The sequence below is a fragment of the Streptomyces sp. NPDC002754 genome (genome assembly GCF_053592315.1).
Genome location: NZ_JBSFVM010000001.1, coordinates 831,613 through 855,970 on the forward strand (window position 1 = coordinate 831,613; position 24,358 = coordinate 855,970).

At 71.5% G+C, this 24,358-nt stretch carries 22 protein-coding genes and 1 pseudogene; 8 read left to right on the forward strand and 15 right to left on the reverse strand.

Annotated elements, in window-relative coordinates:
- Positions 1-4: 4 nt before the first annotated feature.
- Together ACWD2L_RS03995 and ACWD2L_RS04000 are read left to right on the forward strand one after the other, a co-directional pair.
- The gene (locus ACWD2L_RS03995; protein WP_351330840.1) at positions 5-1,117 is read left to right on the forward strand and encodes an NAD/NADP-dependent octopine/nopaline dehydrogenase family protein; all 1,113 of its coding nucleotides are present in this window, start codon (positions 5-7) and stop codon (positions 1,115-1,117) included.
- The gene (locus ACWD2L_RS04000; RefSeq protein WP_351330838.1) at positions 1,114-2,115 is read left to right on the forward strand and encodes a 3-hydroxyacyl-CoA dehydrogenase NAD-binding domain-containing protein; all 1,002 of its coding nucleotides are present in this window, start codon (positions 1,114-1,116) and stop codon (positions 2,113-2,115) included. Before ACWD2L_RS03995 ends, ACWD2L_RS04000 begins: the two co-directional genes overlap by 4 nt.
- A gap of 38 nt (positions 2,116-2,153) precedes the next feature.
- On the opposite strand, the gene ACWD2L_RS04005 is transcribed toward ACWD2L_RS04000, so the two are convergent.
- Entirely contained in the window at positions 2,154-3,671 is a 1,518-nt protein-coding gene (locus ACWD2L_RS04005) for an MFS transporter (protein ID WP_351330836.1), read from the reverse strand.
- A 161-nt stretch (positions 3,672-3,832) separates the two neighbouring features.
- Positions 3,833-4,420, reverse strand: a complete 588-nt coding sequence (locus ACWD2L_RS04010) for a TetR/AcrR family transcriptional regulator (RefSeq protein ID WP_351330834.1) — start codon at positions 4,418-4,420, stop codon at positions 3,833-3,835.
- 87 nt (positions 4,421-4,507) lie between these two features.
- Here ACWD2L_RS04010 and ACWD2L_RS04015 point away from each other — a divergent pair, with 87 nt between their 5' ends.
- On the forward strand, positions 4,508-5,401 hold the full coding sequence (locus tag ACWD2L_RS04015; protein ID WP_351330832.1) for an NADP-dependent oxidoreductase: 894 nt from the start codon (positions 4,508-4,510) through the stop codon (positions 5,399-5,401).
- A gap of 32 nt (positions 5,402-5,433) precedes the next feature.
- Here ACWD2L_RS04015 and ACWD2L_RS04020 read toward each other — a convergent pair whose 3' ends face one another.
- The 3 genes from ACWD2L_RS04020 to ACWD2L_RS04030 all read right to left on the reverse strand — a co-directional run bounded on the left by ACWD2L_RS04020 (position 5,434) and on the right by ACWD2L_RS04030 (position 8,104).
- Positions 5,434-6,111 carry an AIM24 family protein gene (locus tag ACWD2L_RS04020; RefSeq protein WP_351330830.1) on the reverse strand — a complete coding sequence of 226 codons (678 nt, stop codon included), beginning with the start codon at positions 6,109-6,111 and terminating at the stop codon, positions 5,434-5,436.
- Between the two features lie 30 nt (positions 6,112-6,141).
- Positions 6,142-6,825, reverse strand: a complete 684-nt coding sequence (locus ACWD2L_RS04025) for a hypothetical protein (RefSeq protein ID WP_351330828.1) — start codon at positions 6,823-6,825, stop codon at positions 6,142-6,144.
- Positions 6,826-6,892: 67 nt separating this feature from the next.
- Positions 6,893-8,104: a methyltransferase gene (locus tag ACWD2L_RS04030; protein WP_351330826.1), complete on the reverse strand. Its 1,212-nt coding sequence runs from the start codon at positions 8,102-8,104 to the stop codon at positions 6,893-6,895.
- A gap of 100 nt (positions 8,105-8,204) precedes the next feature.
- On the opposite strand from ACWD2L_RS04030, the gene ACWD2L_RS04035 reads away from it, so the two are divergent.
- A complete protein-coding gene (locus ACWD2L_RS04035; protein WP_351330824.1) occupies positions 8,205-8,930 on the forward strand; it encodes a dienelactone hydrolase family protein in 726 nt (241 codons plus the stop codon).
- 3 nt (positions 8,931-8,933) lie between these two features.
- Here the strand turns inward: ACWD2L_RS04035 and ACWD2L_RS04040 are convergent, their stop codons facing one another.
- Positions 8,934-9,218: a tetratricopeptide repeat protein gene (locus ACWD2L_RS04040; RefSeq protein WP_451187729.1), complete on the reverse strand. Its 285-nt coding sequence runs from the start codon at positions 9,216-9,218 to the stop codon at positions 8,934-8,936.
- A gap of 274 nt (positions 9,219-9,492) precedes the next feature.
- On the opposite strand from ACWD2L_RS04040, the gene ACWD2L_RS04045 reads away from it, so the two are divergent.
- Positions 9,493-12,714 (forward strand): amidohydrolase family protein, encoded by a 3,222-nt coding sequence (locus ACWD2L_RS04045; RefSeq protein WP_351330820.1) that lies wholly within the window; start codon positions 9,493-9,495, stop codon positions 12,712-12,714.
- A 22-nt stretch (positions 12,715-12,736) separates the two neighbouring features.
- On the opposite strand, the gene ACWD2L_RS04050 is transcribed toward ACWD2L_RS04045, so the two are convergent.
- From ACWD2L_RS04050 to ACWD2L_RS04070, 5 genes are read right to left on the reverse strand one after another with little or no spacing between them, the layout of a single operon-like run.
- Positions 12,737-13,387 carry an ABC transporter permease gene (locus tag ACWD2L_RS04050; RefSeq protein WP_351330818.1) on the reverse strand — a complete coding sequence of 217 codons (651 nt, stop codon included), beginning with the start codon at positions 13,385-13,387 and terminating at the stop codon, positions 12,737-12,739.
- Positions 13,387-14,106 carry an ABC transporter permease gene (locus tag ACWD2L_RS04055; RefSeq protein WP_351330816.1) on the reverse strand — a complete coding sequence of 240 codons (720 nt, stop codon included), beginning with the start codon at positions 14,104-14,106 and terminating at the stop codon, positions 13,387-13,389. Before ACWD2L_RS04055 ends, ACWD2L_RS04050 begins: the two co-directional genes overlap by 1 nt.
- Positions 14,103-15,068, reverse strand: coding sequence for an ABC transporter ATP-binding protein (locus tag ACWD2L_RS04060; RefSeq protein ID WP_351330814.1), 966 nt, complete (start codon positions 15,066-15,068; stop codon positions 14,103-14,105). Before ACWD2L_RS04060 ends, ACWD2L_RS04055 begins: the two co-directional genes overlap by 4 nt.
- A gap of 23 nt (positions 15,069-15,091) precedes the next feature.
- The gene (locus ACWD2L_RS04065; RefSeq protein ID WP_351330812.1) at positions 15,092-15,988 is read right to left on the reverse strand and encodes an ABC transporter substrate-binding protein; all 897 of its coding nucleotides are present in this window, start codon (positions 15,986-15,988) and stop codon (positions 15,092-15,094) included.
- Positions 15,989-15,990: 2 nt separating this feature from the next.
- Positions 15,991-18,009, reverse strand: coding sequence for a CocE/NonD family hydrolase (locus ACWD2L_RS04070; protein ID WP_351330810.1), 2,019 nt, complete (start codon positions 18,007-18,009; stop codon positions 15,991-15,993).
- Between the two features lie 129 nt (positions 18,010-18,138).
- Between ACWD2L_RS04070 and ACWD2L_RS04075 the strand changes: the two genes are divergently transcribed.
- Complete coding sequence (locus ACWD2L_RS04075; RefSeq protein WP_351330809.1) at positions 18,139-18,945, forward strand: N-formylglutamate amidohydrolase; 807 nt, start codon at positions 18,139-18,141, stop codon at positions 18,943-18,945.
- 8 nt (positions 18,946-18,953) lie between these two features.
- Here ACWD2L_RS04075 and ACWD2L_RS04080 read toward each other — a convergent pair whose 3' ends face one another.
- The 3 genes from ACWD2L_RS04080 to ACWD2L_RS04090 form a co-directional block, all read right to left on the reverse strand.
- Entirely contained in the window at positions 18,954-20,111 is a 1,158-nt protein-coding gene (locus ACWD2L_RS04080; RefSeq protein WP_351330807.1) for an alpha-hydroxy-acid oxidizing protein, read from the reverse strand.
- Between the two features lie 70 nt (positions 20,112-20,181).
- Positions 20,182-21,054 carry an alpha/beta hydrolase fold domain-containing protein gene (locus ACWD2L_RS04085; RefSeq protein ID WP_451187174.1) on the reverse strand — a complete coding sequence of 291 codons (873 nt, stop codon included), beginning with the start codon at positions 21,052-21,054 and terminating at the stop codon, positions 20,182-20,184.
- A complete protein-coding gene (locus ACWD2L_RS04090) occupies positions 21,051-21,608 on the reverse strand; it encodes a quercetin 2,3-dioxygenase (protein ID WP_351330805.1) in 558 nt (185 codons plus the stop codon). The genes ACWD2L_RS04085 and ACWD2L_RS04090 overlap by 4 nt, the downstream gene beginning before the upstream one ends.
- A 115-nt stretch (positions 21,609-21,723) precedes the next feature.
- Between ACWD2L_RS04090 and ACWD2L_RS04095 the strand changes: the two genes are divergently transcribed.
- Complete coding sequence (locus tag ACWD2L_RS04095; RefSeq protein WP_351330803.1) at positions 21,724-22,161, forward strand: MarR family winged helix-turn-helix transcriptional regulator; 438 nt, start codon at positions 21,724-21,726, stop codon at positions 22,159-22,161.
- A 13-nt stretch (positions 22,162-22,174) separates the two neighbouring features.
- Here ACWD2L_RS04095 and ACWD2L_RS04100 read toward each other — a convergent pair.
- Positions 22,175-23,441: pseudogene (locus ACWD2L_RS04100) on the reverse strand (phytase).
- Positions 23,442-23,667: 226 nt separating this feature from the next.
- On the opposite strand from ACWD2L_RS04100, the gene ACWD2L_RS04105 reads away from it, so the two are divergent.
- On the forward strand, positions 23,668-24,321 hold the full coding sequence (locus ACWD2L_RS04105; protein WP_351330801.1) for a GntR family transcriptional regulator: 654 nt from the start codon (positions 23,668-23,670) through the stop codon (positions 24,319-24,321).
- Positions 24,322-24,358: the final 37 nt, after the last annotated feature.

Consider the following 24,358-nt stretch of genomic DNA (forward strand, 5'->3'; position numbering starts at 1 on the left):
ACACATGGACATCACCATTCTCGGCGGCGGGCACGGATGCTTCGCCGCGGCGGCGGAACTCGCGGAGAACGGCCACACCGTGCGCTGGTGGCGGCGGGACGCCAAGGCGCTGGACGGACTGCGCGAGCTCGGCGCCCTCGCGGTTCGCGATCACCGCGGCAGCAGGAAGGTACCGGTGAGCGACGCGGCACGCGCGGGGGTCATCCAGCCCGTCGCGGACCTCGCGGAAGCCGTACGCGGCGCGCGACTCGTCGTCGTACCGCTGCCGGCCACCGTGCACGAGGACCTGGCGGCCCGGGTGGCGCCGCTGCTCCAGGACGGGCAGGTGGTGTTCCTGCCGCCGGGCACGTTCGGAACGATGCTCTTCGCGAAGGCAATGGCGCAAGCGGGCAACACGGCGGACGTCGCGTTCGCCGAGACCGGCACGCTGCCCTATCTGGCGCGTACGCACGGACCGTACGAGGTGGTCGTGAGCGGGTATGCGACGCGGCTGCCCACCGGCGTCTTCCCCGCCCGCTCGTCCGACGCCGCGTTCCGCGTGCTGCGGGAGGCCTATCCGTCCGTCGAGCCGGTCGAGGACAGCCTCAGCGGCGCGCTCATGAATGCCGGTCCTGTGATCCATCCTCCGCTCATCCTCATGAACGCCGGTCCCCTGGAGCACAGTTCGTCCTGGGACATCCACAACGAAGGAACCCAGCCGTCCGTCCGGCGGGTCACCGACGCCCTGGACGCCGAACGGGTCGCGGTCCGCGAAGCGCTCGGCTACGCGGCCCCGCACTTCCCGCTCGCCGATCACTACGCGGCGGACGGCGACGAGTGGATGTACGGCCGCGCGGCCCACGAACGGCTCACGGACAGCGGCGACTGGCGGGAGCGGATCGACCTGCTCGGCCACCGCTACATGCTGGAGGACACCCGCCTCGGCCTGTCGTTCCTCGTGTCGGTGGGGCGCTGGGCCGACGTCAACACCCCCGTCGCGCAGGGCCTGTTGAGCGTCGCGTCCGCCGTCACCGGCAAGGACCTGTACGCCGAAGGACGCACGCTGGAGTCCCTCGGCCTGGACCGGCTCTCCCGTCCTGCACTGACCAAGCTGCTTCACGAAGGGGTGCCGGCATGACGGACACGGAGCGACGTATCGACGTGGTGGTGGTCGGCGCCGGGCGCATGGGGCAGGGCATCGCGCGTGCCTTCCTGACCGCGGGGCTCGATGTCACCCTCGCGGACGTCAAGGAGGCGGACGAGGACCGGGCGCACTACCGGAAGGCGGCCGAGCAACAGGTGAGGGCGCGCCTGCGATGCGAGGCCGGTTCCGGGCGACCGGCGACGCTCGCTGTGTGCGATCGCGAAGCGGCACAGGCCCGGCTCGCCGAGGCGGACGTCGTGTTCGAGGCCGTGCCCGAGGTCATCGAGGTCAAGCGGGACATCCTGTCGTGGGTCGACGCGCATGTGGCGGCCGACGCGCTCATCGCGTCGACGACCTCGACCTTCCTCGTCACCGAGATCGCCGACCTGGTCGGCGACGCGAGCCGGGTCCTGAATGCGCACTGGCTGAACCCCGCCGACCTCATGCCCCTCGTCGAGGTCAGCCGCAGCGACCGTACCGACCCCGCGCAGGTGGAGCGGATGACCGAACTGCTGCGCCGGATCGGGAAGATCCCCGTCGTCTGCGGCCCCGCGGCCGGCTACATCGTCCCCCGGCTCCAGGCCCTCGTGATGAACGAGGCCGCCCGCATGGTCGAGGAGGGCGTCGCGACCGCGGCCGACATCGACCTGGCGGTACGCGCGGGCCTCGGAACGCGCTTCTCCGTGCTCGGCCCGCTGGAATTCATCGACTGGGGTGGCGGAGACATCCTGTACTACGCCTCCCGCTACCTGACCGCCCAGCTCGGCGACCGGTTCCGCGCGCCGGCCGTCGTCGAGGAGAACATGGCGACCCACCGCCGCGGCCTCCAGGACCATGCCGGTTTCTACGCGTACGACCCGGAGAGCATCGCCGCGTACCAGGCGGGCCGCATGCGGGAGTTCGAGGAGCTTCTGAGCCTGCGCGGCCCCGAACTCCGCGCGGCGTCCCCGCTGTCGGAACGACCGGGGAGGCCTGCGGACAGCGACCGGTGAGCCGCTCCCGACGGCCGGCGCCCGGATTGTGCGTGCATTTACGGTCGTTGCTCGCTGCCCGGTTCCAACGCCGGCGCGGAGACGCCGAGATGGGAGCGGCACTGGGGGCGGGGTGCGTCCTTCAGGCGTGGGCGCACCGCACGTGGCCGGATGAACAGGGCTGCCGTGGCGGCGCCCAGCACGAACAGCACGGCGCAGCCGGCCGCCGCCCGGTGGAACGACGTGTCCACGGCCTCGGGCCGCGTATAGGCATCGCCCGACAGGCCGACGGCCAGCGGCAGCGCGGCCACCACCAACAGCTGCGCGACCCGCGCCGCCGTGTTGTTGACGCCGCTGGCGAGACCGGCGTGCTCCGGTTCCACCGACGCGAGGACCGTCGTCGTCAGCGGGGCCACGAAGAGGCTCATGCCGAGCCCGAGAACGGCGACCGCGGGCAGCACATCGGCCGCGTACGACGACCCCGGACCGACCCGCAGCATCAGCAGTACCCCGATCGCGGCGATGGCGGGCCCCACGACCAGCGGCGGCGTCGGCCCCACCCGGCGAGCCAGATCTCCGGCCCTCGGCGACAGCAGCAGCATCAGCGCCGTCACCGGCAAGGTGGCCACCCCGGCCTCCAACGCGTCGTAGCCCAGGGCGACTTGAAGATGGACGGGCAGCATGAACAGGATGCCGCCGATGCCCGCGTAGAGGCACAGTGTCATCGCGTTCGCGGCGCTGAACAGGCGCGAGCGGAACAGTGACGGCGGCAGCATCGGTGCGGCCCGCCGCCGCTCCACGGCCACGAAGGCGACACCGGCCACGACCCCGACGAGCGCGGCGAGGCCGGTCGCCACGGAGAACGTGCCGCCCGAGGACCCGATCAGCGCGTAGCTCACCCCGGCCAGACACACCGCCGCGAGCACGGCGCCGACCTGGTCGAACGGGGCGTCCGCGGCCGCGGTGTCCCGGCTCTCGGGCACGTACCGCACCGCGATGACCAGCACGACCACGGCGATCGGCACATTGATGAGGAAGATCCACCGCCACCCGGGCCCATCGATCAGCCACCCGCCGAGGAACGGTCCGAGCGCCCCCGCCACGCCCGTCAGCCCCGACCAGGCGCCCACCGCCCGCGCCTGGTCGTCGGGATGGAACACCGACCGCACCAACGCCAGCGATCCGGGTGTCAGCAGCGCCCCGCCGACTCCTTGCAGCGCCCGCGCCGCGATCAACGCGCCCTCGTTCGGCGCCAGCCCGCACGCCGCGGAGGCGACCGCGAACCATGCCACGCCCAGGACGAGCGCCCGTCGGCGGCCGATCCGGTCGCCCATCGCGCCGCCCCACAGGAGTAGCGCGGACAGCGTCAACATGTAGGCGTTGACGACCCATTGCAGCGCGGACAGAGAGGCGCCGAGGTCCCGCCCCATGGTCGGGAGGGCGACATTGACGACCGTCCCGTCGAGCATGGCCATGCCGGAGGCCAGCACCACACACGCGAGGATCCACCGCCCGCGCGCCGACGAGAGCCGGACTCCGGGGGCGGCGTCGGGAGTGGGGTCGGCCGTCGCTGCCATCGGCCACATTCTGGCGGAGCCGCCGTACGTACGCGACCGTCGGCGCCGGATCGGGCGTGGCAGGTCTTCTCGGGCGCGGCGACGAAGCCGCTGTTGGCGAGGAACACGCGAGCGCACCGCGCGCCGACTTCCAGCCGGTTTGGCGGCGGCTCCTGGCCCGCTCAGGTCGTGACGGGGCGGCAGGCCGCCCAGGCGGCGTCGATCATCCGGAAGGTCTCGTCGAGTGCGGAGTCCGGATCGGCCGCCTCGCGGGCCAGCGCGAACGCGTCGATCACGAATCTCGCGATCGTCCGGCAGGCCGTGGTGGTGTACGGCAGTTCGGGGTCGTCGGCGATGGCCGCGGCCAGCGACTCCGCGTGCCGCAGCCGCATCGACTCCTCGTACTCCCGCAGGGCCGACGACGACTCGATCATCTGCCAGATCGGTGCGGCGCTGTCCGATGTGCAGTGCCGGACCAGGGCCTCGATCTCGTGGCGCAGGGCGGGGACGAGCGGGTCGTGCGGCGCCCGGTCGGTGACCGCCCGCGTGAGGCGCTGCTCGAAGTTCTGGTCCTGCTCGAACACCAGGGCCTCTTTCGAGGCGAAGTGGGAGAAGACCGTGGTGACGGCGACGTCGGCCTCGGCGGCCACGTCTCGGATACCCACGGCGTCGTACCCGCGATCCAGGAAGAGCCGCAGGGCGGTCTCGGCGATGTTCTGGCGGGTCGCGGCCTTCTTGCGCTCGCGACGTCCGGACTGCGGCTCGGTCATGCCCGCACGCTAGCAGATGCGTGCTTGGAACAGTTTTGAAAAGCTATCGGTCGTGAAAACCTAACCGTTAGTGCTACGTTCGACGGTATGAGAAAAGTGAGCTTCGACGAGTTCGGCGGCCCGGACGTGCTGCACCTGATCGATGCCGAGGAGCCCCACGCGGGCCCGGGCCGAATACGCATCGCCGTGCGTGCGGCCGGTGTGAACCCCGTCGACTGGAGGATCCGCGAGGGGCAGGTCCTGGGCGCCCACCCGACCGAATTGCCCTCCGGGGTCGGGCTGGACGCCGCGGGCGTGGTGGACGAGGTCGGCGAGGGCGTCGAAGGGGTCGAGGTCGGGGACCGCGTGTTCGGTGAAGGCGTAGACACCTACGCCGAGTTCGCGGTGCTCACGGCCTGGGCGCGGATGCCGGATGGGCTCACGTTCGAAGAGGCCGCGGGGTACCCCTCCGTGGTGGAGACCGCGCTGCGCCTCATCCGTGAGGTCGGCGTCCGGCCGGGTCAGACGCTGCTCGTCAGCGGCGCGTCCGGGGGAGTGGGTTCGGCGGTGTCGCAGATCGCCCGCGACTGCGACATCAACGTGATCGGTACGGCCGGGGCGGCGAACCAGGACTACCTGCGCGGTCTGGGCGCCCACGCCACGACGTACGGAGAGGGCTGGGTGGAGCGGGTCCGGGAGTTCGGCCGGGTCGACGCGGCGCTCGACCTGGCCGGCTCGGGTGTGATCCCCGAACTCGTCGAACTGACCGGGGACCCCCGGAAGGTGATCTCCATCGCCGACCTCGGTGCGCCCGAGTTCGGGGTCCGGTTCTCCGGCGCGGCCGGGAGCGTGCCGGAAGCCCTCGCCGAGGCGGTGGCACTCATCTCGCGTGGGAAGCTGCACATCCCGGTCGAGAAGTCGTACACGCTGGCCGAGGCCGCGACGGCACACGTCGACAGCCACGCCGGGCACACGCGAGGACGCCGGGTCCTGGTCGTCTGAGCCGGTACTTCTCCGATGTCGTCAGAACGGCCCTAGTGCTGCTGCGGCTTCTGCGGGGTCGCCTCGCTGGGTCGGACGACCACGAACCCCTCGCCCTCCAGCATGAGTTGAACCGCTTCCCCAGAGCCGCCGCGGATCATCGAGCCGAGCGATTGCGAACGGTGCAGTGAGGTGCGCAGGCCGGCGGTCCACCCGACGACCGCGTCCGTGTCGACGTACACGGGCTGCTGCGGGGACACCGGCAGTACCAGCGGATTGCCCTCACAGACGAGTCCGAGCCGGCCGTGCCCGGTGAAGACGCTGTTGAACAGTCCGCCGCCGCTGATCCCGGCGCCCTTCACCGTCTTGATGTCGTACGTCAGGGTGGGGTCGAAGCAGAGCACGTTGCGGCCGTTGACGGTGAACACGTCGCCGGGCTCGATGTCCACGACGAACACGTTCTGCGCCTCTTGCGCGAACCATGCCTCGCCCTGACCACGCACCTTCATCACGGGAAGCCCCTCCCCGGTGACGGCGCGCTTCAGCATGCCGCCGACGCCCTGCCCCTTCCGCTCGAACGTCAGATTCCCCCGGTACGCGACCATCGCCCCCTGCCGGGCCATCATCTCGCCGTCGATCACATACCGGATCGACTTGGCGTTCTGGACGGTCATGCCCGGCGCGACGGCGGGCTGCACCATGTACTCATTCGCGAAAAGATCACCCTTCATGCGGGCATCGTGACCCGGAGCGCCTCGTTCCTACAAGGCTTGGGGCGCGGGGCGTTCGGGGTGATCGGGGCGATCCGACCGTGCTGGGCGGAGGATCACCTCGCTTCCGAGTGGCGTGAAGCCGCATGCCAAGAAGGCGCGGAGGGAACGCGCGTTGCCGGGGGACACCGCGGCGAAGACCGGTTCGCCGTCGTGGACCAGGGAGAGGGCGTCGGCGAGGAGGGAGCGTCCGTGTCCTCGGCCGCCGCCGTGGGACGCGTGGAGGTCGATGCTCAGCTCGCGGCGTCCCGCGAGGCCGTCGGCGAGGGTGATGAGGCCTCGCTCGTCGCCGTGGACCTCGACATGTGCCCGCAGTTCGCGGGCGTGGAGCACACGTGGGTGGTCAGTCACGTCGTGCGTCAGGTCTGCCAGACGTGGGGTGCCTCCGGTGCCCCGCGCGGTGAGGGTCGCGTCGGTGCAGCCGATCCATCCGGCGGGTCCGGCGAGGTACCGCAGGAAGTCGGGGGCCAGGGAGGCACCGTAGCCGTCGGGGGCGTGTCCTTGTACGTCGGCGGTGGGCAGGGCCGTGGCGACGACCGCGTGTCCGGTGAACGCGACGGAGCATTCCAGGCCGCCGGGCAGTGGCGGCAGCACGGTCACACCGCCGTCGCAGGGCGGGAATCCACCGTCGGACGCGCGGGTGAAGTACGCGAGGAGCGGATGCGGTTCAGTCACGGGAGTGCATTGTGCACTGTTCCCGCTGATGCCGATGCCGGTCTCGCACGGGCGGGCCTGAACACCCTCAGTCGCGTCGGCCGCGGGGCTCGCGCTTGGTTGCCTTCAGGATGACGAACTTCGCGTTGCTGGCCACCAGTTGGCTGTTGCCGAAGAGGTGGCGAAGTTTTACGTGGTAGCCGAGGTGGCGGTTGCCGACCACCCACAGTTCGCCGCCGGGGCGGAGGGCCGCGCGGGCCTGGGTGAACATGCGGTGGGCTGTCGCGTCCGTGGTGGCCTGGTGGGTGTGGAACGGGGGGTTGTTGAGGATCAGGTCCACGGAGCCGGGAGGTGTGTCGGCGAGGCCGTCGGCGACGCGGAAGTCGGCCTTGCCGGGGCGGTCGCCGACGTTCTCCGCGTACGTGGCCCGCGCCGAAGCCACCGCCTGGTGCGACTCGTCGGTGAAGACGACGTCCGCGTTCGGGTGGGTGAGCGCGGCGCTCGTACCCACGACACCGTTGCCGCAGCCCAGGTCCACGATCGTGCGTGCGTCGGTGCCCTGGGGGAGGTGCTGGAGGAGGAAGCGCGTGCCGATGTCGAGGTGCTCCGCGCAGAACACGCCCGCGTGGTTGACGACCGGGCGGGACGACAACGGGCCGATGCCGGACGGGAGTTGATAGGTGTGCGGCCACGGATTCGGCGCCGGGGTGAGGGACGGGTCCGGCTCGGTGAAGATGAGGCGCGCCTTCTTCTCCGCCAGTGACGTGCGCGTCGGGCCGATGATCCGCTCGAACAGGTTCAGCGTCGACGTGTGGATCTCCTTCACCATGCCGGTGCCGATCACCACCGTGTTCGCGTGCACGGCGGGGCGCAGGCGGTGCAGCTGGTCCTCGAGCAGGGCGAGGCTCTTCGGGACGCGAATCAGAAGGACGTCGATGCGCTGGGGCGGGGTGTCCTGCGTGGTGAGGAGACGGGCCGCTCCCGCGTGCTCGTTCCGCGTCAGGTTCGCGTACGTCGCCTGATGGCCGAGGTACGAGTCCGAGATCGGGGTCGGCGTGCAGCCCGGGATCCCCGTGAGTGCCGTGGCCAGAGCGCCCCAGCGGTCGCCCACCACCGTCACCGCCCCGGTCAGGTCCGTCTCCGTCTCGGCGAGGTGCCGCAGGAGGTACGTGTCCGCGGCGTCCCACGCGCGCAGCAGGTCGCGGGGGTTCTCCGGGAAGCGGGTGAGGTCGACGTCTCCCCAGGGCGTGGTCAGCCGGGGGGCCGGCGCGGGCTGAGCGGGCTGATCTGTGCGGTTCATCGTTCAGCAAGGCTAGCCGAGTCACGGCGCGGTCGGATCGCCGTCCGCCGGCGGTGAACACCGGCCCGACCTGGCGGGAAGCGCACTACGGTCCAGACTCATGACGACGGTAACCACACGTACGGTCGAGTACGCGGCCGATTCCCTCACGATGACCGGACACCTCGCACTCCCCGCCGGTGATGACCGCCGCCCCGCCGTCCTGATCGGGCCCGAGGGGACGGGGCTCAGCGACGTCGAGCGACACCGAGCCGATGCCCTGGCCGAGCTGGGATACGTGGCGCTGGCCTTCGACCTCCACGGCGGGCGCTATCTGGGCGACCCCGAGGAGATGCTGGCCCGGTGCATGCCGCTGCTCGCCGACCCCGACAGGATGCGGGGCATCGGCCACGCGGCACTCGGGGTGCTGCGCGCGGAGCCGCGGACCGACCCCGACCGGATCGCTGCTGTCGGCTACGGCACCGGGGGTGCGATCGCGCTGGAACTCGGACGCGACGGCGTCGACTTGCGGGCGATCGGAACGGTCAACGCAGTGACCACGGGCCGACCGGGCGAGGCGGCACACATTCGCTGCCCCGTGTGGGCGGGGGTCGGGTCGGAAGACCCGATCATGACGCCCGCCCAACGGGAAGCGTTCGCCGCCGAGATGCAGGCAGCGGGCGTCGACTGGCGCCTCGCGGTCTACGGCGGTGCCTTGCATGCCTTCCACCACCCGCCGGTCGACCACCCCATGGTCCCCGGCGTAGGTCACCACCCCCGGCACGCGCGGCGCGCCTGGCGCGACATCGTCGACCTGCTCGCCGAGTGCGTGCCCGTAACGGAGTGACTTCTAGTTGAAGTCGCCCGCGAGGGCCGACGCCATTCGCAGGTGCGGTCCCGCCTCGTCGGTCCGGCCCTGGCGCTCCAGCGTGCGGCCGAGCATCAGGCGGGCGTAGTGCTCCACCGGGTCGCGCTCCACGATGGTGCGCAACTCGGTCTCGGCGCGGCGCAGTTGGGCCGAGTGGTAGTACGAACGGGCCAGGAGGAGGCGGGGACCGGTCTGCTCGGGAACCTCCTCGACGAGACCGTCGAGGATCCGGGCGGCGTTCGCGTACTCCTTCGCGTCGAAGAACATCTGGGCACGGTCCCAGCGCTCCGCGGCCGTCCCGTGCGTGTAGTACTTCTGCTCCACTGTCTCCTCCTTGCTCGACACCTCCAACGGAGGTACCGGGTGGGGTATTCCCGGGTGTCCGTCGCCCGGTTCGTGGCGTCGGCCATGTTGACTCACTGCGGGTGACACGTATGTTGCTGTGCGTCCCTTCTTCGACTCGCGCACAGTTCGGTCCCGCAAGGCCCACGGGTCCCCTCGGCCCCGTGGGGCCCCACGCCCTCCGTGCAATGGGAGTCTCATGGACACCACCCGCGACACCACCCCCGTCTCCACCGGGCCCTCCTTCACTCGCCGCCGCTTCCTGCAGACCACCACCGCCACGGCCGGCGCCGTCGCCGCGGGCGCAGGCCCGCTTCTCGAACCGGCGACGGCGGCGGCATCGGCCACCGCGACCGCCGCCCCCGGATCGCTCTCCTTCACCGCCGCCACCAACGGCGCCGCCACCCTCGCCCCGCCTGGCGACCGCTTCGTCGCCGAGATCCAGAACATCCTGTGGTCGATCCCGCGCAAGGGCGGCACCGCGAGACCGCTCACCACCCCCGAACTCGAGCCCACCCGCCCCCAGTTCGCCCCCGACGGGGAGCGGCTCGTCGTCTGCGGCTACCAGGGCGGCGGCTTCCATCTGTGGCTCGTGGACGCCGACGGCGGCACACCGAAGCAGCTCACCGACGGTCCGTGGGACGACCGCGGTCCCGCCTGGTCGCCGGACGGCCACCGGATCGCCTTCGCCTCCGAGCGCGGTGGTGACCCCGAGCACGCCGCCCCGTACCGCATCTGGACCATCGACGTACGCGACGGAACCCTCACCCGCCTCACCGGCGCTCCCGGCCAGGAAGGCCCGGGGCAGGGCGGTGCCTGGGAGGACTTCGACCCGACCTGGTCCGCCGACGGCACCCGCGTGCTCTTCGTGCGGGGAGTGGTCACCGACGCCGGGACCCTCCAGGCCTCCACCCTCGCCTCGGTCGCCGCCGACGGCACCGGAGCCGTCACCACCGAGCACACCGACGACTCCGGCGCCCAGGTCATGACGCCCGCCGTGGCCCCGGGGCCCAAGGGGCCGCTCGCCTACCTGCGGACCACCGCCGCACCCACCGCCACCTGCACCCTCGTCGTCGACGGAAAGCCGGTCGCGGTCCCGGGCGACGTCGCCCCCGTACCGCCCCGCTGGACGGGTCCCGACACTCTGCTCCTCACCGTCGACGGCCGCTTCCGCCTCGTCCGTCCCGCCGCCCCGAGCGAGGGCGAACAGATCACGTTCACCGCGAAGCTCCCGGTCGACCGCCCGCGCTACCGCGTCAAGCGGTACGACTTCGAGGCCGGGGGAGTCCGGCAGGTCCGCTCCCCGCACCTGCCGGCCCTGTCGCCCGACGGCAAGCAGGTGGCCTTCGCCGCCCTCAACTCCCTGTGGGTCGGCGCCACTTCGGGCGGCCGCGCCCCGCGCAAGGTCGTCCAGGCACCGCAGACCCGCTACGTACTCGCCCCGACCTGGACCCCCGACGGCAAGGCGCTCGTCTACGCCGACGACCGGGCGGGCCTGTTCTCCGTACGCCGCCACGACCTGGACAGCGGCAAGGAGACCGTGCTCGCCGAGGGCGGCCGCGTGTTTCCCGCGCTCTCGCCCGACGGGGAGCGCCTGGCGTGCATCGACATGTCCGGCAATCTTGTTCTGCGCGAACTAGCCGCGGGCACCGAACGTGTCCTCGCCGCGCCGATGGGCAGCGGCGGACTGCCCGGCAGACCCTGTTGGTCACCCGACGGCAGATACGTGGCGCTGTGCGACCGCAGCCGCCTCAACCAGCGCTTCCGCGAGGGCTACAACCTCATCCGCGTCGTCGACACCAAGAGCGGGAAGGCCGTCGTTCACCAGGTCGCCCCGCATGTCTCGATCGCCGACCGCTACGACTCCGGGCCCGCCTGGTCGCCCGACGGCCGCACCATGGCCGTGGTCGTCGAGTCCGCGCTGTGGCTGCTGCCCGTCCGCCCCGACGGCACCCCGGACGGCGACCCCCGCCAGGTCACCGACGAGGCCGCCGACCACCCGAGCTGGTCCGCCGACAGCCGACGGCTCCTCTACCTGAGCGCGGGCCGGCTCCGCCTCCTCGACGTGGCGAAGGGCACCGCCCGCACCGTACGGATCCCGCTCGACCACCGCCGCCCCCGCCCCGCCGACACCGTCGTGCACGCCGGCCGCTTCTGGGACGGCACCGGATCCGAGGTCCGCGACGACGTCGACCTCACCATCGAGGGCGGCCGCATCGCCGCCGTCACCCCGCACCGCGCGGGCAACAAGGCGACCGCCAAGCGCGTCGACGCCTCCGACAGGACCGTGATCCCCGGCCTCTTCGACGCCCACACCCACCCCTGGCAGTCGACCTACGGCGGCCGCCAGACCGCGCTGCAACTCGCGTACGGCATCACGACCGCGGTCTCCCTCGGCGGCTTCGCCTACGAGCAGGCGCGCATCCGCGAGGCCGTGTACGCGGGGGCGCTCGCGGGGCCGCGGCTCCTCGCCACCGGGGAACTGCTCGACGGGCCGCGCATCGCCTACAGCATGGGCCGCGCCCACCGCACCCGTGCGGGCCTGCGCCGCTCGCTCGACCGGGCCGCCGCGCTGGACTGGGATTTCGTCAAGACCTACGTGCGGGCGCCGGGTTGGGTGATGAAGGAGGCCGCCGAGTTCGCGCACGAGCGGCTCGGGGTGCGCAGCGGCAGCCATCTGTGCACGCCGGGAATCCAGCTCGGCCAGGACCTGACGACCCATCTCCAGGCAACCCAGCGCCTGGAGTTCGGGCACGCGACGACGGCGAGCGGGCACGCCGGACAGGACGTCCAGGAGATCTACACGGAGACCGGCGATTTCCATCTCATCGCCACCCCGTTCACGGCGCAGCCGCTGATCGGCGCCGATCCGGCCCTCGCGGACGATCCGCGGGTCACGCGGCTGATGCCACCGTGGGACACCGCCGCCGTGGAGAAGCTCGCCGGGGCCGCGCCCACCGCCGCCCAACTCGCCACGCTGGACCGGGAGGTCGCGGTCTACCGGCGTGTTCTCGCGGCGGGCGGGAACATCGCGCTCGGCACCGACCAGCCGCTCGTCCCGGTCGGTCTGCACCTCCACCTCGCGCTGCGCGCCCTGCACCGCGGCGGCCTCTCCCCGGCCCAGGCCCTGCACACGGCGACGCTGATGCCCGCCCGGGTCTTCGGGGCGGACGCCGACCTGGGCACCTTGGAGGAGGGCAAGCTCGCCGACCTCACGATCGTCGACGGCGACCCGTTCACCGACTTCGACGACCTGATCCGTACGACGGCGGTGCTGCGCGGCGGCGTCCCGTTCCACCAGGCCGACCTCGTCGGCTCGTTCGAACCGGTGACCCCCAGAACTCTGAGGGCCACCGGTGACGACTGGCTGGAAGTGGGCCGCCTCATGCGCCGGGAAGGGTGCTGCGACGCCGGAGTCTAGGCGCTGACCCAGACGACGGACGCTAGGCCTTGAGCCTGGTCCCGCGCGGCGCGAGCCGGTTGCCGACGGCCCCGAACAGGCCGTCGGCGACCAGCGCGAGCACCGCCACCCACAGCGCCGCCGCGATGACACCGGACAGGCCGTACGACACCTGGTTGAGGATGATGTCACCGAGCCCACCGCCACCGGCGACGGCGGCCAGGGTCGCGCTGGAGATCACGTACACGACGGCGATCCGGATGCCGGTGAACAACACCGGCAGCGCGAGCGGCAGTTCGACCCGCCACAGGATCTGCCACTGCGTGAGCCCCATGCCGCGCGCGGCCCGTACCAGGTCCGCGTCGACCTGCTCCACACCGAGGTACGCGTGCGTGAGCACCGGCGGGATCGCCATGATGACCAGCGCCGTCATGACGTTCACGAACCCGATGCCGAGCAGGCCCAGGAAGATCGCGATGAGGGCGAGCGAGGGCAGCGCCCGGCCGATGTTGGAGATGCTCACGGTCAGGAACGAGCCCTTGCCGCGGTGCCCGAGCCACACACCGAGCGGCACCCCGATCACCAGGGCCACGGCGACGGCAGCCGCCGAGAGCAGCAGATGGTCGACGGTCCGGCTGAACAGTAGGCCGAAGTGGTCGGCCATGAACGAGAAACTCGCGAGGAAGGTGTGCATCAGACGGCCCTCCGCGTCCTGGCCCACGGGGTGAGCGCCCTGCCGAGCAGTACGAGCAGTCCGTCGGTGGCGAGCGCGAGCGCCACGGCGAGCAGGCCTGCCCCGATGAACTGTGTGTTGAACGGCGACTGGAGGCCCTGGATGATCGGCGAACCGAGGCCCTGGTCGATGATGAACGCGGCGATCTCGACCACACTGATCGTGGTCACGGTCGCCACCCGCAGCCCGCTGATCACGGCGGGCAGCGCGAGCGGCAGCTCGATGCGCCACAGGATCTCGCGCCGGGTCAGCCCCATGCCGACACCGGCCCTGCGCACGTCCTCGGGCACCTCACCGAGTCCCGTGATCGTCGACTTGAACAGCACCATCAGCGTGTACGAGACCAGGGCGATCTCGGCGGTGAGCACGGACAGGCCCGACACCGGGACGAGCAGCGTGAACAGCGCCATCGGCGGAATCGTGTAGAGGAACGAGGTGAGTCCGCCGAGCGGCCTGACCAGCCACTTGCGGAAGTGCGCGAGCAGCGCCAGCGGGAACGCGATCAGGAAACCGATCCCGACCGCGATCACCGTGAGGCGCACATGCTGGACGAGAGCGGGTCCGAACACGCTGGAGAAGTTCGCGGTGAACCAGTCGACGCAGAACACACCGTTGTCGCGCACACACGAACCGACCGTGCCGAAGTCGGGGATGACGGGCCCATTGGCGAGCGAGATCACGCTGCCTCCCGTATCAGCTCGACGGTCACGGAGCCGACCGGCTTGCCGGCCTCGTCCGTGACGGGCAGCCGCTCGGCGCCGCCCGCCATCAGCGCCGACAGGGCGGTCCGCAGGGTGTCACTGGTGCGCAGCGCGCCGTCGTCCGACGCATTGCCCGCGGGCTCCAGCTTCAGGTCGCCGAGTGTGCGCAGCGTCAGCGCCTTCAGCCCCCGGTCCGTGCCGACGAACCGGGCCACGTAGTCGTCGGCCGGCTCGCGCAGGATCCGCTCCGGGGTGTCGTACTGGAGCAGCTTGCCGCCCTTGGCGAGGATCGCGATGCGGTCGCCCATGCGAACGGCTTCGTCGATGTCGTGGCTGACGAACAGCGTGGTCTTCTGCACCTGCTCCTGGAGCTTCAGGAACTCGTCCTGCACGTGCTCGCGCGTCACCGGGTCGAGCGCGCCGAACGGCTCGTCCATCAGCATGATGGGCGGATCGGCCGCCAACGCCCGTGCGATGCCGACGCGTTGGCGCTGACCGCCCGACAGTTGGGACGGATACCGGTGGGCGTACTCCTTGTGCGGAAGGCCGACGAGTTCGAGCAGTTCGCGCGAGCGCTCCGCGATTTTCGGCTTCCTCCAGCCGAGCACCTGCGGCACCGTCGCGACGTTCTCCTCGATCGTCAAGTGCGGGAAGAGACCGGCCTGTTGGATGACGTAGCCGATGCCGCGCCGCAGTTCGATGACGTCCTGCTCACGGATGCTGCTGCCGCCGATCCGGATGTCCCCGCTCGTCAGCTCCGTGAGCCGGTTGACGAGGGTGAGCGCGGTCGTCTTGCCGCACCCGGAGGCGCCGAGCAGGACGCAGATCTCGCCTGCCGGAACCGTCAGGGACAGCGCGTCGACGGCGGGTTCGCCCGTGCCGTCGTACGTCTTGGTCGCCGCATCGAAAACTATGTCGTCGGCGGCGCCAGCGGTCTGCATCGTGGAATGCTCCTCGGTCACGGTCATATCAGCTTGTTCGCTCTCAGGAACCGGTCGGCGACCTTCGCCGGGCTCAGCCGCATGATCGCGGCGGCCTCGTTGAGGGCCTGCATGGCTTCCTCCGTGAGCAACTCGTCGACGGCGTCGAGCGGTTCGGTGAGCCGCTCGCCGTACTTCTCGACGAGGGACGTGCGCACGACGGGGGAGACGTTCTGGAACCCGAAGATGGCCTGGTCGTCGTCGAGGATGGTGAAGTCGTAGCGGCGCAGCTGTGGGTCGGTGGTGAACACGTCGGCCGCGTCCACGTCCCCGTTCTTCAACGCCGGGTACTGCAGGCCGATGTTGAGCGGCCGCACCTTCATGTCGTGCAGCCCGTACGCCTTGACGATGGCGTCGAAGCCGAGCGGACCCGTGATGTTGTCGGGGTACTCGGCGTACGACATCTTCCCCAGGCGCTTGAGGTCGCCGACCGTCTTCAGCCCGTGCTCACGGGCGTCGGCGGTGCGCACGGCGACGGCGTTGCGGTTCTGGAACGGTGTCGGCGGCAGCAGTGAAATCCCGCGCCCCGCCTCGAACTTCTTCGCCGCCACGTACGTGTCGTGCGCCGTCGTCGGCATGTGCTTCGGCATCGCGAACGTCTGCAGGACGACGCCCGTGTACTCCGGGTAGAGGTCGATCTGCCCGTTGCGCAGCGCGCGGTCGATGAGGTCGGCGCTGCCGACGTTGGACTTGAGGACGACGTCGAAACCGCGCGCGCGGAGGATCTGGGCGTACAGCTCTCCCATCACCCACGACTCGGTGAACTGCTTGGAGCCGACCGTGATCACGGGCCCGGTGCCGGCCGCGGACCCGGTGGCCGTGGCCACCCCGGCGGCCGCGACGACACCGAGCGAACCGGTGAGGAACGTGCGTCTGCGCATGCTCAGACTCCCTGCCGGGGAATCACGGCGTCCGTGGTGCGATCGAAGACGCGGGTGTCCCCTTCGTAGGCGGTGAGGGTGTTGACGACGGTGAACAACGTGCTGTCGGAGGTCATCCGGCTGTGCGTGACGACCTTCCAGTGCCAGTCGTCGCCGCGCCCGCCCTCCTCGGTGCGCTCGCATTCCACGACGGCCGAGGACGGGTCGCCCTCGGTGAGCGAGAAGCGGTCGACGGCGTGGCCGCGCTTCCACAGGCCGTCGGTGAGGTCCTTGAACTCGCCGTCCTTGACGACGAGTTCGATGTCCGTGCGGCCAGAGACCGGGTCGTGCTCGATCCGCCGCGAGGAGCCGTCACCGGACGTGGACAGCTCGACCGGCAGATCCGGCTGCGGCTCCCCGTAGGGGCGCAGCTCGTCGTCCGCGTCCGTCGGCGGCCGTACGGGCAGGTGGAGCGCGGCGGCGGGGGAGGCGTGCAGGGTGACGGTGACCGGCTCGGGCGACGGCCAGGCCAGCGGAAAGTACGAGGACGAGACCGCGACCCGGATGCGGTGTCCCGGTGCGAAGGCGTGCGCGGTCGCCATCAGCGGCACGGTCACGTCGTACGCCTGCCCGGGCTCCAGCGGCAGCGTCTCCTCGTGCCCCTCGCGGTGCGTGAGGTTGAGCAGGCCGCGGGTCACGAGACGTGAACTGCCGTCCGGTGCGACGTCGTTGAGGCGCACCGCGAGCTGTGCCGCGGGCCGGTCGGCGCTCACCCGCAGCGTCACGGACGGGACACCGAGGATCTCGTGGCGCTCGTCGAGCGGCGTCGTGGTGAAGCAGTGCGCGAGCCCGTCGTCGCCGCCCTGCGGGCCGAACTGTCCGGCCGCGTCGCCGAACTGGAGCCAGCTGCCGCCCGCCGTACCGAGCACGCGGGTGCTGTCGAGGTGTGCGTCACGGAAGCGCAGCGGGTCGTGTCCGACGGCCTCGCCCGCCGCCTCGCCGGCCAGCGCGAACGCCTGCCGCTCGATGCGCTCGGACGGCCACTGCTGCTCGGCCACCCACCGGCCGGGACGCTGCTCCCGGTCACCACCGGGCGCCGCCCACTCGGGCAGCCACGCGCGCAGCGCCGGATCGTTCAGGGCCCCGGTGTCCTCGCCGCGCAGGAACTGGTCGAACCAGCGCACCACTTCACCGTGGAAGTCGATCGCGGGCCCGGGCGCCGCCTGGTGCGGGTACGTGTGCGCCCACGGCCCGACCAGCGCGCGCACGGGAGCGTTGCCGACACCCTCGAGGAGGCGTAGCACGGCCCCGCAGTACGGGTCGTACCAGCCGCCCACCGCGAGCACCGCGGCCTCGATCGCGCCGAAGTCCTCGCACACCGAGCCGTGCTTCCAGAAGGCGTCGCGGGTCTGGTGCCGCAGCCACTCCTCGACGTACACCGGGGTGTCCGCCATCCGCTCCAGCCACCGCTCGCGCCAGTCGTCGCCGACCACGGCCGGGTCGGCGGGCCGCGCGTTGTAGGCGAGCATCGTCGACGCCCACGGCAGCATCTCGGAGGCGATCAGCGAACCGCCCGTGAAGTGCACGTCGTCGGCGTACCGGTCGTCCGTCGAGCAGACCGTCACGATCGCCTTCAGCGCCGGCGGGCGCAGGGCCGCGAGCTGCAGTCCGTTGAAGCCGCCCCACGACTTGCCGATCACGCCGACGGTGCCGTCGCACCACTCCTGCTCCGCGAGCCACGCGATGACCTCGACGCCGTCGTCCAGCTCCTGCTGCGCGTACTCGTCGAGCATCAGCCCGTCGGAGTCGCCGCTGCCGCGCAGGTCGACGCGGACGGCGGCGTAGCCGGACGCGGCGAAGCGGGCGTGCAGGCTGTTGTCGCGGTCGGCCGTCCCGTCGTTCTTGCGGTACGGGATGTACTCGAGGATCGCGGGCGCCGGTCGTGCGGTGCCTTCCGGGAGCCAGACACGGGCGGCGAGCCGCGTGCCGTCGGCGAGCGGAATCCACAGGTGACGCACGAGTTCTGAAGGTGCTACGGGCAAGGTGAGGTACTCCTGTCGAACTTCAGCTACTCACTGGTCATTCAGTAGTAGCGATCGGGCTCCCTACCCCGCTCCCACACCTCGAAACCACCTGTCCCAGAAAGTGGACGGGGTGGGAGAGTGGAAGCCATGGAAACGTACCGGCTGCACCCCGGCCACCCGTCATCCCCGGTGCTCCTGCACGTGCCGCACGCCTCCCGCGAGATCCCGGCGCGCGTACGCGAAGGCCTGCTGCTCCAAGGGGAGGCACTCGCCCGTGAGCTGGACCTCATCACCGACGCCCACACCGATGTCATCGCGGACCGCGCCGCGCGTACCGCCGCCGTCACACCATGGCGATTCGTCAACGAGCGCTCGCGCCTGGTCGTCGACCCGGAGCGGTTCCCCGACGAACGCGAGGAGATGCGGTCGGTCGGCATGGGCGCGGTCTACACACGCACGACACACCGCGAGCCACTGCGCCCCGAACCCCCGGCCGACGAGGACGCCTTGCTGGACACGTACTTCCACCCGTACGCGCAGGCCATGACACGGGCCGTGGCCGACCGCCTGTCGGCGACCGGCCGGGCGGTCGTCATCGACGTCCACTCCTACCCGAGCCACGCCCTGCCCTACGAACTGCACGGCACGGACCCGCGCCCACCGGTCTGCCTGGGCACCGACCCGTTCCACACCCCGGACACCCTCCTCGCCGCGGCCCGCGAGGCCTTCGCGGCGTACGGGGACACGGCGGAGAACACCCCCTTCGCAGGCGCGTACGTCCCCCTGGCGCACTACGGCAACGAGCCCCGCGTGAGCGCCCTCATGCTGGAACTGCGCCGCGATCGCTACCTCGACGAACCGGTCACCCCGCACGACGGACTGGCGAAGGCCGCCGACGCGCTCGCGAACCTGGTCGACGCGGTGACCCGCGACGCCGGGCTCAGTCCAGCGTGACCGGTGGCTCAGTCCAGCCCGGCCAGTGACTCCGGCGTGAGATCCGCCAGCGTCGGATAGCCGTCCACCGCCATGATCAGGTCGGCCTCGGCGAGCAGCGAGCGCAGCACATGGACGAGCCCGTCGTCGCCACCGACCGCGAGCCCGTACGCGTACGGGCGGCCGACACCCACCGCCGTCGCGCCGAGCGCCAGGGCCTTGATGACGTCGGCGCCCGAGCGGACTCCGGAGTCGAAGAGCACCGGCATGCCGTCCGCCGCCTCGACGACGCCGGGCAGCGCGGCGAGCGCGGGGAGGCCGCCGTTGGCCTGGCGGCCGCCGTGGTTGGAGCAGTAGATGCCGTCCACGCCGCCGTCCTTGGCGCGGCGCACGTCCTCGGGGTGGCAGATGCCCTTGAGGATCAGCGGCAGATCGGTCAGTGAGCGCAGCCACGGCAGATCGTCCCAGGTGAGCGGGTTGCCGAAGAGGCCGACCCAGGAACGGACGAGGTCCGTGGGGTCGGTGCTCGCGGCGATCTCCTGGAAGCGCGGGTCCGACATGTAGTTGGCGAGGCAGTGGCCGCGCAGCTGCGGGAAGTTGGACGTCGACAGGTCGCGCGGGCGCCAGCCGGTGACCCACGTGTCGAGCGTGACGACGATGCCCTTGTAGCCCGCCGCCTCCGCCCGCTTGACCAGGCTCTCGGCGAGCGCCCGGTCGGTGGGTGTGTAGAGCTGGAAGAAGCCCGGTGTCCCGCCGAACTCCGCCGCCACGTCCTCCATCGGGTCGACCGTCAACGTCGAGGCCACCATGGGAACGCCGGTGCGCGCCGCGGCCCGCGCCGTCGCCAGGTCCCCGTGCCCGTCCTGCGCGCACAGCCCGATCACGCCCACCGGAGCCATGAACAGCGGTGAGGCCAGCCGCATCCCGAACAGGTCCACGGACATGTCGCGCTGTGTGGCGCCCACCATCATCCGGGGCACCAGCCCGTACCGCTCGAAGGCCCGCACATTGGCGCGCTGCGTGTGCTCGTCGCCCGCGCCCCCGGCCACGTAGGACCAGACGGAGGGGGAGAGGGCAGCCTGCGCCCGCTGTTCGAGGGCGGCGTAGTCCATCGGTTGCGTGGGTGTGACGCCCCGCAGTCCGTCGAGGTAGATCTCGAATTGGTAGTCGCCGAACTGCGGGCTCATCACGCACCTCTTCGCCAGGGGGCAGGGACACACCAATCTGCCAGGTCAAGGGCGCAGGGCAAAGGGGTGGTCAGGTCCGCTGCCGTACGAAGTCCAGGGAGTCGGTGAAGATCCGCCGGACCTCGGCCTCGTCCACGCCGTGCCAGCCGTGGTCGGCCCCCGGCACCGTCCGCAGCTCGACCGGCGCCCCGGCTGCCCGCAGCGCCTCCGCCAGCTCACGGCCGTGCGAGCACGCCACCATCGAGTCGGCCTCGCCGTGCACGACGAGGAACGGCGGTGCGTCCGCGTGCACCCGCTTCAACGGGCTTGCCGCGTCCGCCAGTTCCGGAACCAAAGCGGGCGCGCCGCCAAGCAGCAGGGCCTCGGGAGTGGCCGGGTTCTCCGGGTCGAACGGTTCGCGCCGCGTCGTCAGATCCGCAGGGCCGTACCAGATCACGGCCCCCGCGAGCCGCGGCTCGTCGTGCGTGAGCGCGAGCATCGACGCCAGGTGGCCGCCCGCCGACTCGCCCCAGACGACGGTGCGTTCGGAATCGACGCCCAACTCGGCCGTACGCAGCCCCAGCCAGCGCAGCGCCGACCGTAGGTCGTCCAGCGGCGCCGGGAACGTCGCCTCGCCGCTGAGCCGGTAGTCCACGCAGGCCACCGCGAGGCCCGCCGCGGCGAGTTGCTCGAACGGGCCGGGGGTCCACTCCCGCGTACGCACACCCATGTCGCCACGCCGGCCGCGCCGCCACGCCCCGCCGTGCACGAACAGCACCAGCGGGGCCGGGCCCGCGGGGGCCGGCAGCCACAGGTCGAGTTCCAGTGGGCGGGCGCCGTCCAGGTCCGCGTACGGGACACCGTGCAGCGCGCGCACGCCGTCCGCGTACTCGGTCGCCCGCGGCAGCGGCGCGACGTCGGGGTGCGGCGCGGCGATCAACTGCCGCAGCTCGCCCGGCGTCACGAGGTCCGCCACTGGTGGTCGGGCAGGAAGCGCACGTCGTACTCCTGCGGCACGGTGCCGAACTTGTGCGGCTCGGGGATGAACGGCTGGGCGGGCAGGCCCATGCCCTCCGTCGGCGTGCCCAGCGTCTCGAAGAAGCGCTCGAAGGTGCCGCCGGGGCCCGCGGCGACGCCGACGACCTGGGAGTGGTGGCGCTCCATGCGGTAGGCGTGCGAGCAGTTCTTCGGCACGAAACCGAAGTCACCCGGCGTGAGCAGGCGCTCCAGCTGCTCGCCCTCGGGGTCCTCGGCGAAGAGCCGGACCGCGCCCTGCGTCACGTAGAACACCTCGTGGGTGTCCGCGTGCACATGGGCCGGGATGATGTCGCCCTTCGGGCCCTCGACGGTGAAGAAGTTGAAGGTGTTGTCGGTCTGCTCGCCGCCCGCGTAGACGGTGACGAGATCGCCGAAGAGGTGGGCCCGGTCTCCCTCGCCCTTCTCGATCACGTACGGCTTCGAGGGGTCGGCCGGTATGCGGGAGGCGCTGCGATAGCGCGTCGCGAATTCCATGGTCATGATGTCGTCCTCACTTCGTGTCAGGGTGCCTGACGGTTCATGTCAGGTAGCCTGACACGCGAGGCGGTCCGCAGGCAAGAGGCCGTGACGAGGTCCACCCGGAAGGACGGAAGCAGTGACGAGCGAGCCCGGACGTGATCTGCCGCAGCTGCTGGGCGAGGCCAGGCGCTGGTTCGAGGACGGGCTGCTCGCGACCCTCCGGGCGCAGGGGGAGGCGCCGATAACGCCCACCCAGATGCAGCTCTTCGCGATGCTCGACGCGGACGGCACCACCGTCGCCGAGCTGGCCCGCCGCATGAGCGTGACCCGGCAGACCGTCCATCAGGCGGTGTGGGCGCTGATCGAGGACGGGTTCCTGGAGCAGGTGCCGGACCCCGCCTCGGCCCGTCAGCGACTGGTGCGGCGCACGGCCCGCGGGCGGCGCGCGCACGAGCGGGCGCGCCGCGCTCTCGACGGTCTTGAGGCGAGGCTGGCCGAGCGCATCGGCGAGGACGCGCTCGGCGCGCTGCGTGCGGCGCTGGAGGCGCCGTGGGGCGGGCCGTACGAGGAGTGACCCGCGGCGGCCGTCAGTCGGCGACCGCGTCCGTGACCGCGCCGAGGTCCACGAACTTGAAGTTGGTGGACGGGCGGTCCGGATCGCCCGGCGCGTCGTGGCCGTCCTGCACCACCAGGAGGCCGTTCGGGAAGCGCCGGCCCAGCGGCTCGTTCAGCGCGGCGGCGCCGTCGCACTCCTCGGAACCGTCCAGTCGGCCCGAGGCAGGTGTGACGCGGAAGCCGCCCTCGTACTCGTTGGCGTCGGACACCTCGCGGTCGTAGCCGGCGAAGGTGCTGTCGCCCTGGCTGGAGGCGAGCAACAGACCGTCGCCGTCCTTCTCGTTGACCAGGGTCAGGCCCTCGACGTCCGCGGTGAGGCGCTTGCCGCCGAAGCCCGGGTCGGCGCCCGCCACGCACTCCTCGCTCGCCTCGTCGTAGATGCCGGGGACCCCGAACTCCTTCACCTTGTCGATCAGCTTCGGGGTGCCGCCGAGGTCGGCGCGCAGCCGCCAGATGCCGACGTCCTCCTGACCGGCGTAGAGCGTGCCGGTCGCCGGGTCCACCACCATGCCCTCGACCTGCGGCAGTTCGCCGGGCTCGCCGCACGGCGACCAGTCGGCGCCGTTCGGGAGGCGGAAGGAGGAGGGCAGGTCGAGGGTGCGGACCTTGGTGTAGCCGACCGTGCCGTCGGCGTTGCCCTTGAGTTCCAGCAGGGCGAGGCGCGTGCGCTCGCGCTGACTCACCAGGGCGTACGAGCGGCCGCTCGCCGGGTCCGTCCAGGTGGCCAGTCCGTACGCCGTGCGCTGCTCGTTGATCTCGTCCTGGGAGCCGGAGAAGACCGGGGCCGCCTTCGGGTCGGTGACGTCGGTGAGCGGGCCGCCGGTCCGGTCGCGGTCGATGCGGTACAGGCGCAGCCGGTCGTTTGCCCCGGTCCGAGGTCACGGCCAGGTCGCCGAGACCGGCGCTGTGGACGAGGTCGACGTTGTTGAACCGGCCGGGCGCGTCGTCGGCGCCGGGCCCCGCGGGCGCCGGGAGCGACTGCACCTCGTGCGCGTCGAGGTCGTAGACGCGCAGGCCGCCCTGTTTGGCGGTGGCGACGACGAGGCTGCGGTCGGGGTCGGCGGGGTTGCGCCAGATCGCCGGGTCGTCGGCGTCCGCGTCGCCGCCCGCCGCGTCGTCGTGCAGGGCGGCGGTCTCGGCGCGCGGCGCGACGGCGGGCAGCGCCCGGGAGGCGGCCTGCGCGGGGCCCGTCGTGGTCACGGCGAGCGCGGCGGCGGTGGCGAGGACCAGCAGGGACATCCGTGGAGTGGTCACGTGAAAGCTCCTTCATGTCGCGTACATGGCGGAGACATTCTGTGATCTTGGCGTGAGGGAGGAGGGGGTGTCGCCCCAAGCGGGTGCGTACGCGAGGTGAACGCGCGGTGCGGTTCCATTCCTGTGAAGTGGGAATGAGTTGCAAACAAAATCGTTGACAATTTCGTTCGCCTAGATTTAGCGTCGACACGCACTCACTCAGGGAGGGCAAATGCCGGAGGAAGCCCGTCCGGGCTCCGGAGAGCAGGCCAAGCAGTACGCGCTCGATCAGCTGCGGGCGGCGATTCTGCGCGGCGAGATGTCACCGGCCCAGCGGCTGGTGGAGAACGAACTCGCCGAACAGTACGACGTGACGCGGGCGAGCATCCGTGCGGCGCTGCTCGAACTGGCCGGGGAAGGCCTGGTCGAGCGGATCCGCAACCGCGGCTCGCGGGTGCGGGTCGTCACGGTCGAGGAGGCCGTGGAGATCACCGAGTGCCGGATGGCACTCGAAGGGCTGTGCGCGGCCAAGGCGGCAGAGGAGGCCACCGACGCGCAGCTCGACGAGCTCACCGGACTCGGCTACGCCATGTCCAAGGCGGTCGCCGATGGTGACCCGCTCACCTACTCCGACCTCAACCACGAGCTGCACGCCCGCATCCGGGACATCTCAGGCCAGCAGACGGCCGTGACCCTCCTGGAGCGGCTCAACGCCCAACTGGTGCGACACCGCTTCCAGTTGGCGCTGCGTCCGGGGCGTTCGCAGCAGTCCCTGGGCGAGCATCTGGCGATGATCGAGGCGATCCGCGCCAGGGATCCGCAGGCGGCCGAGACGGCCGTCCGCGCCCACCTCCGCAGTGTGATCGGCGTGTTGCGCGCCGACTGACGCCGCATCGGGGGACGGGCGCACACCTGTCACCAAG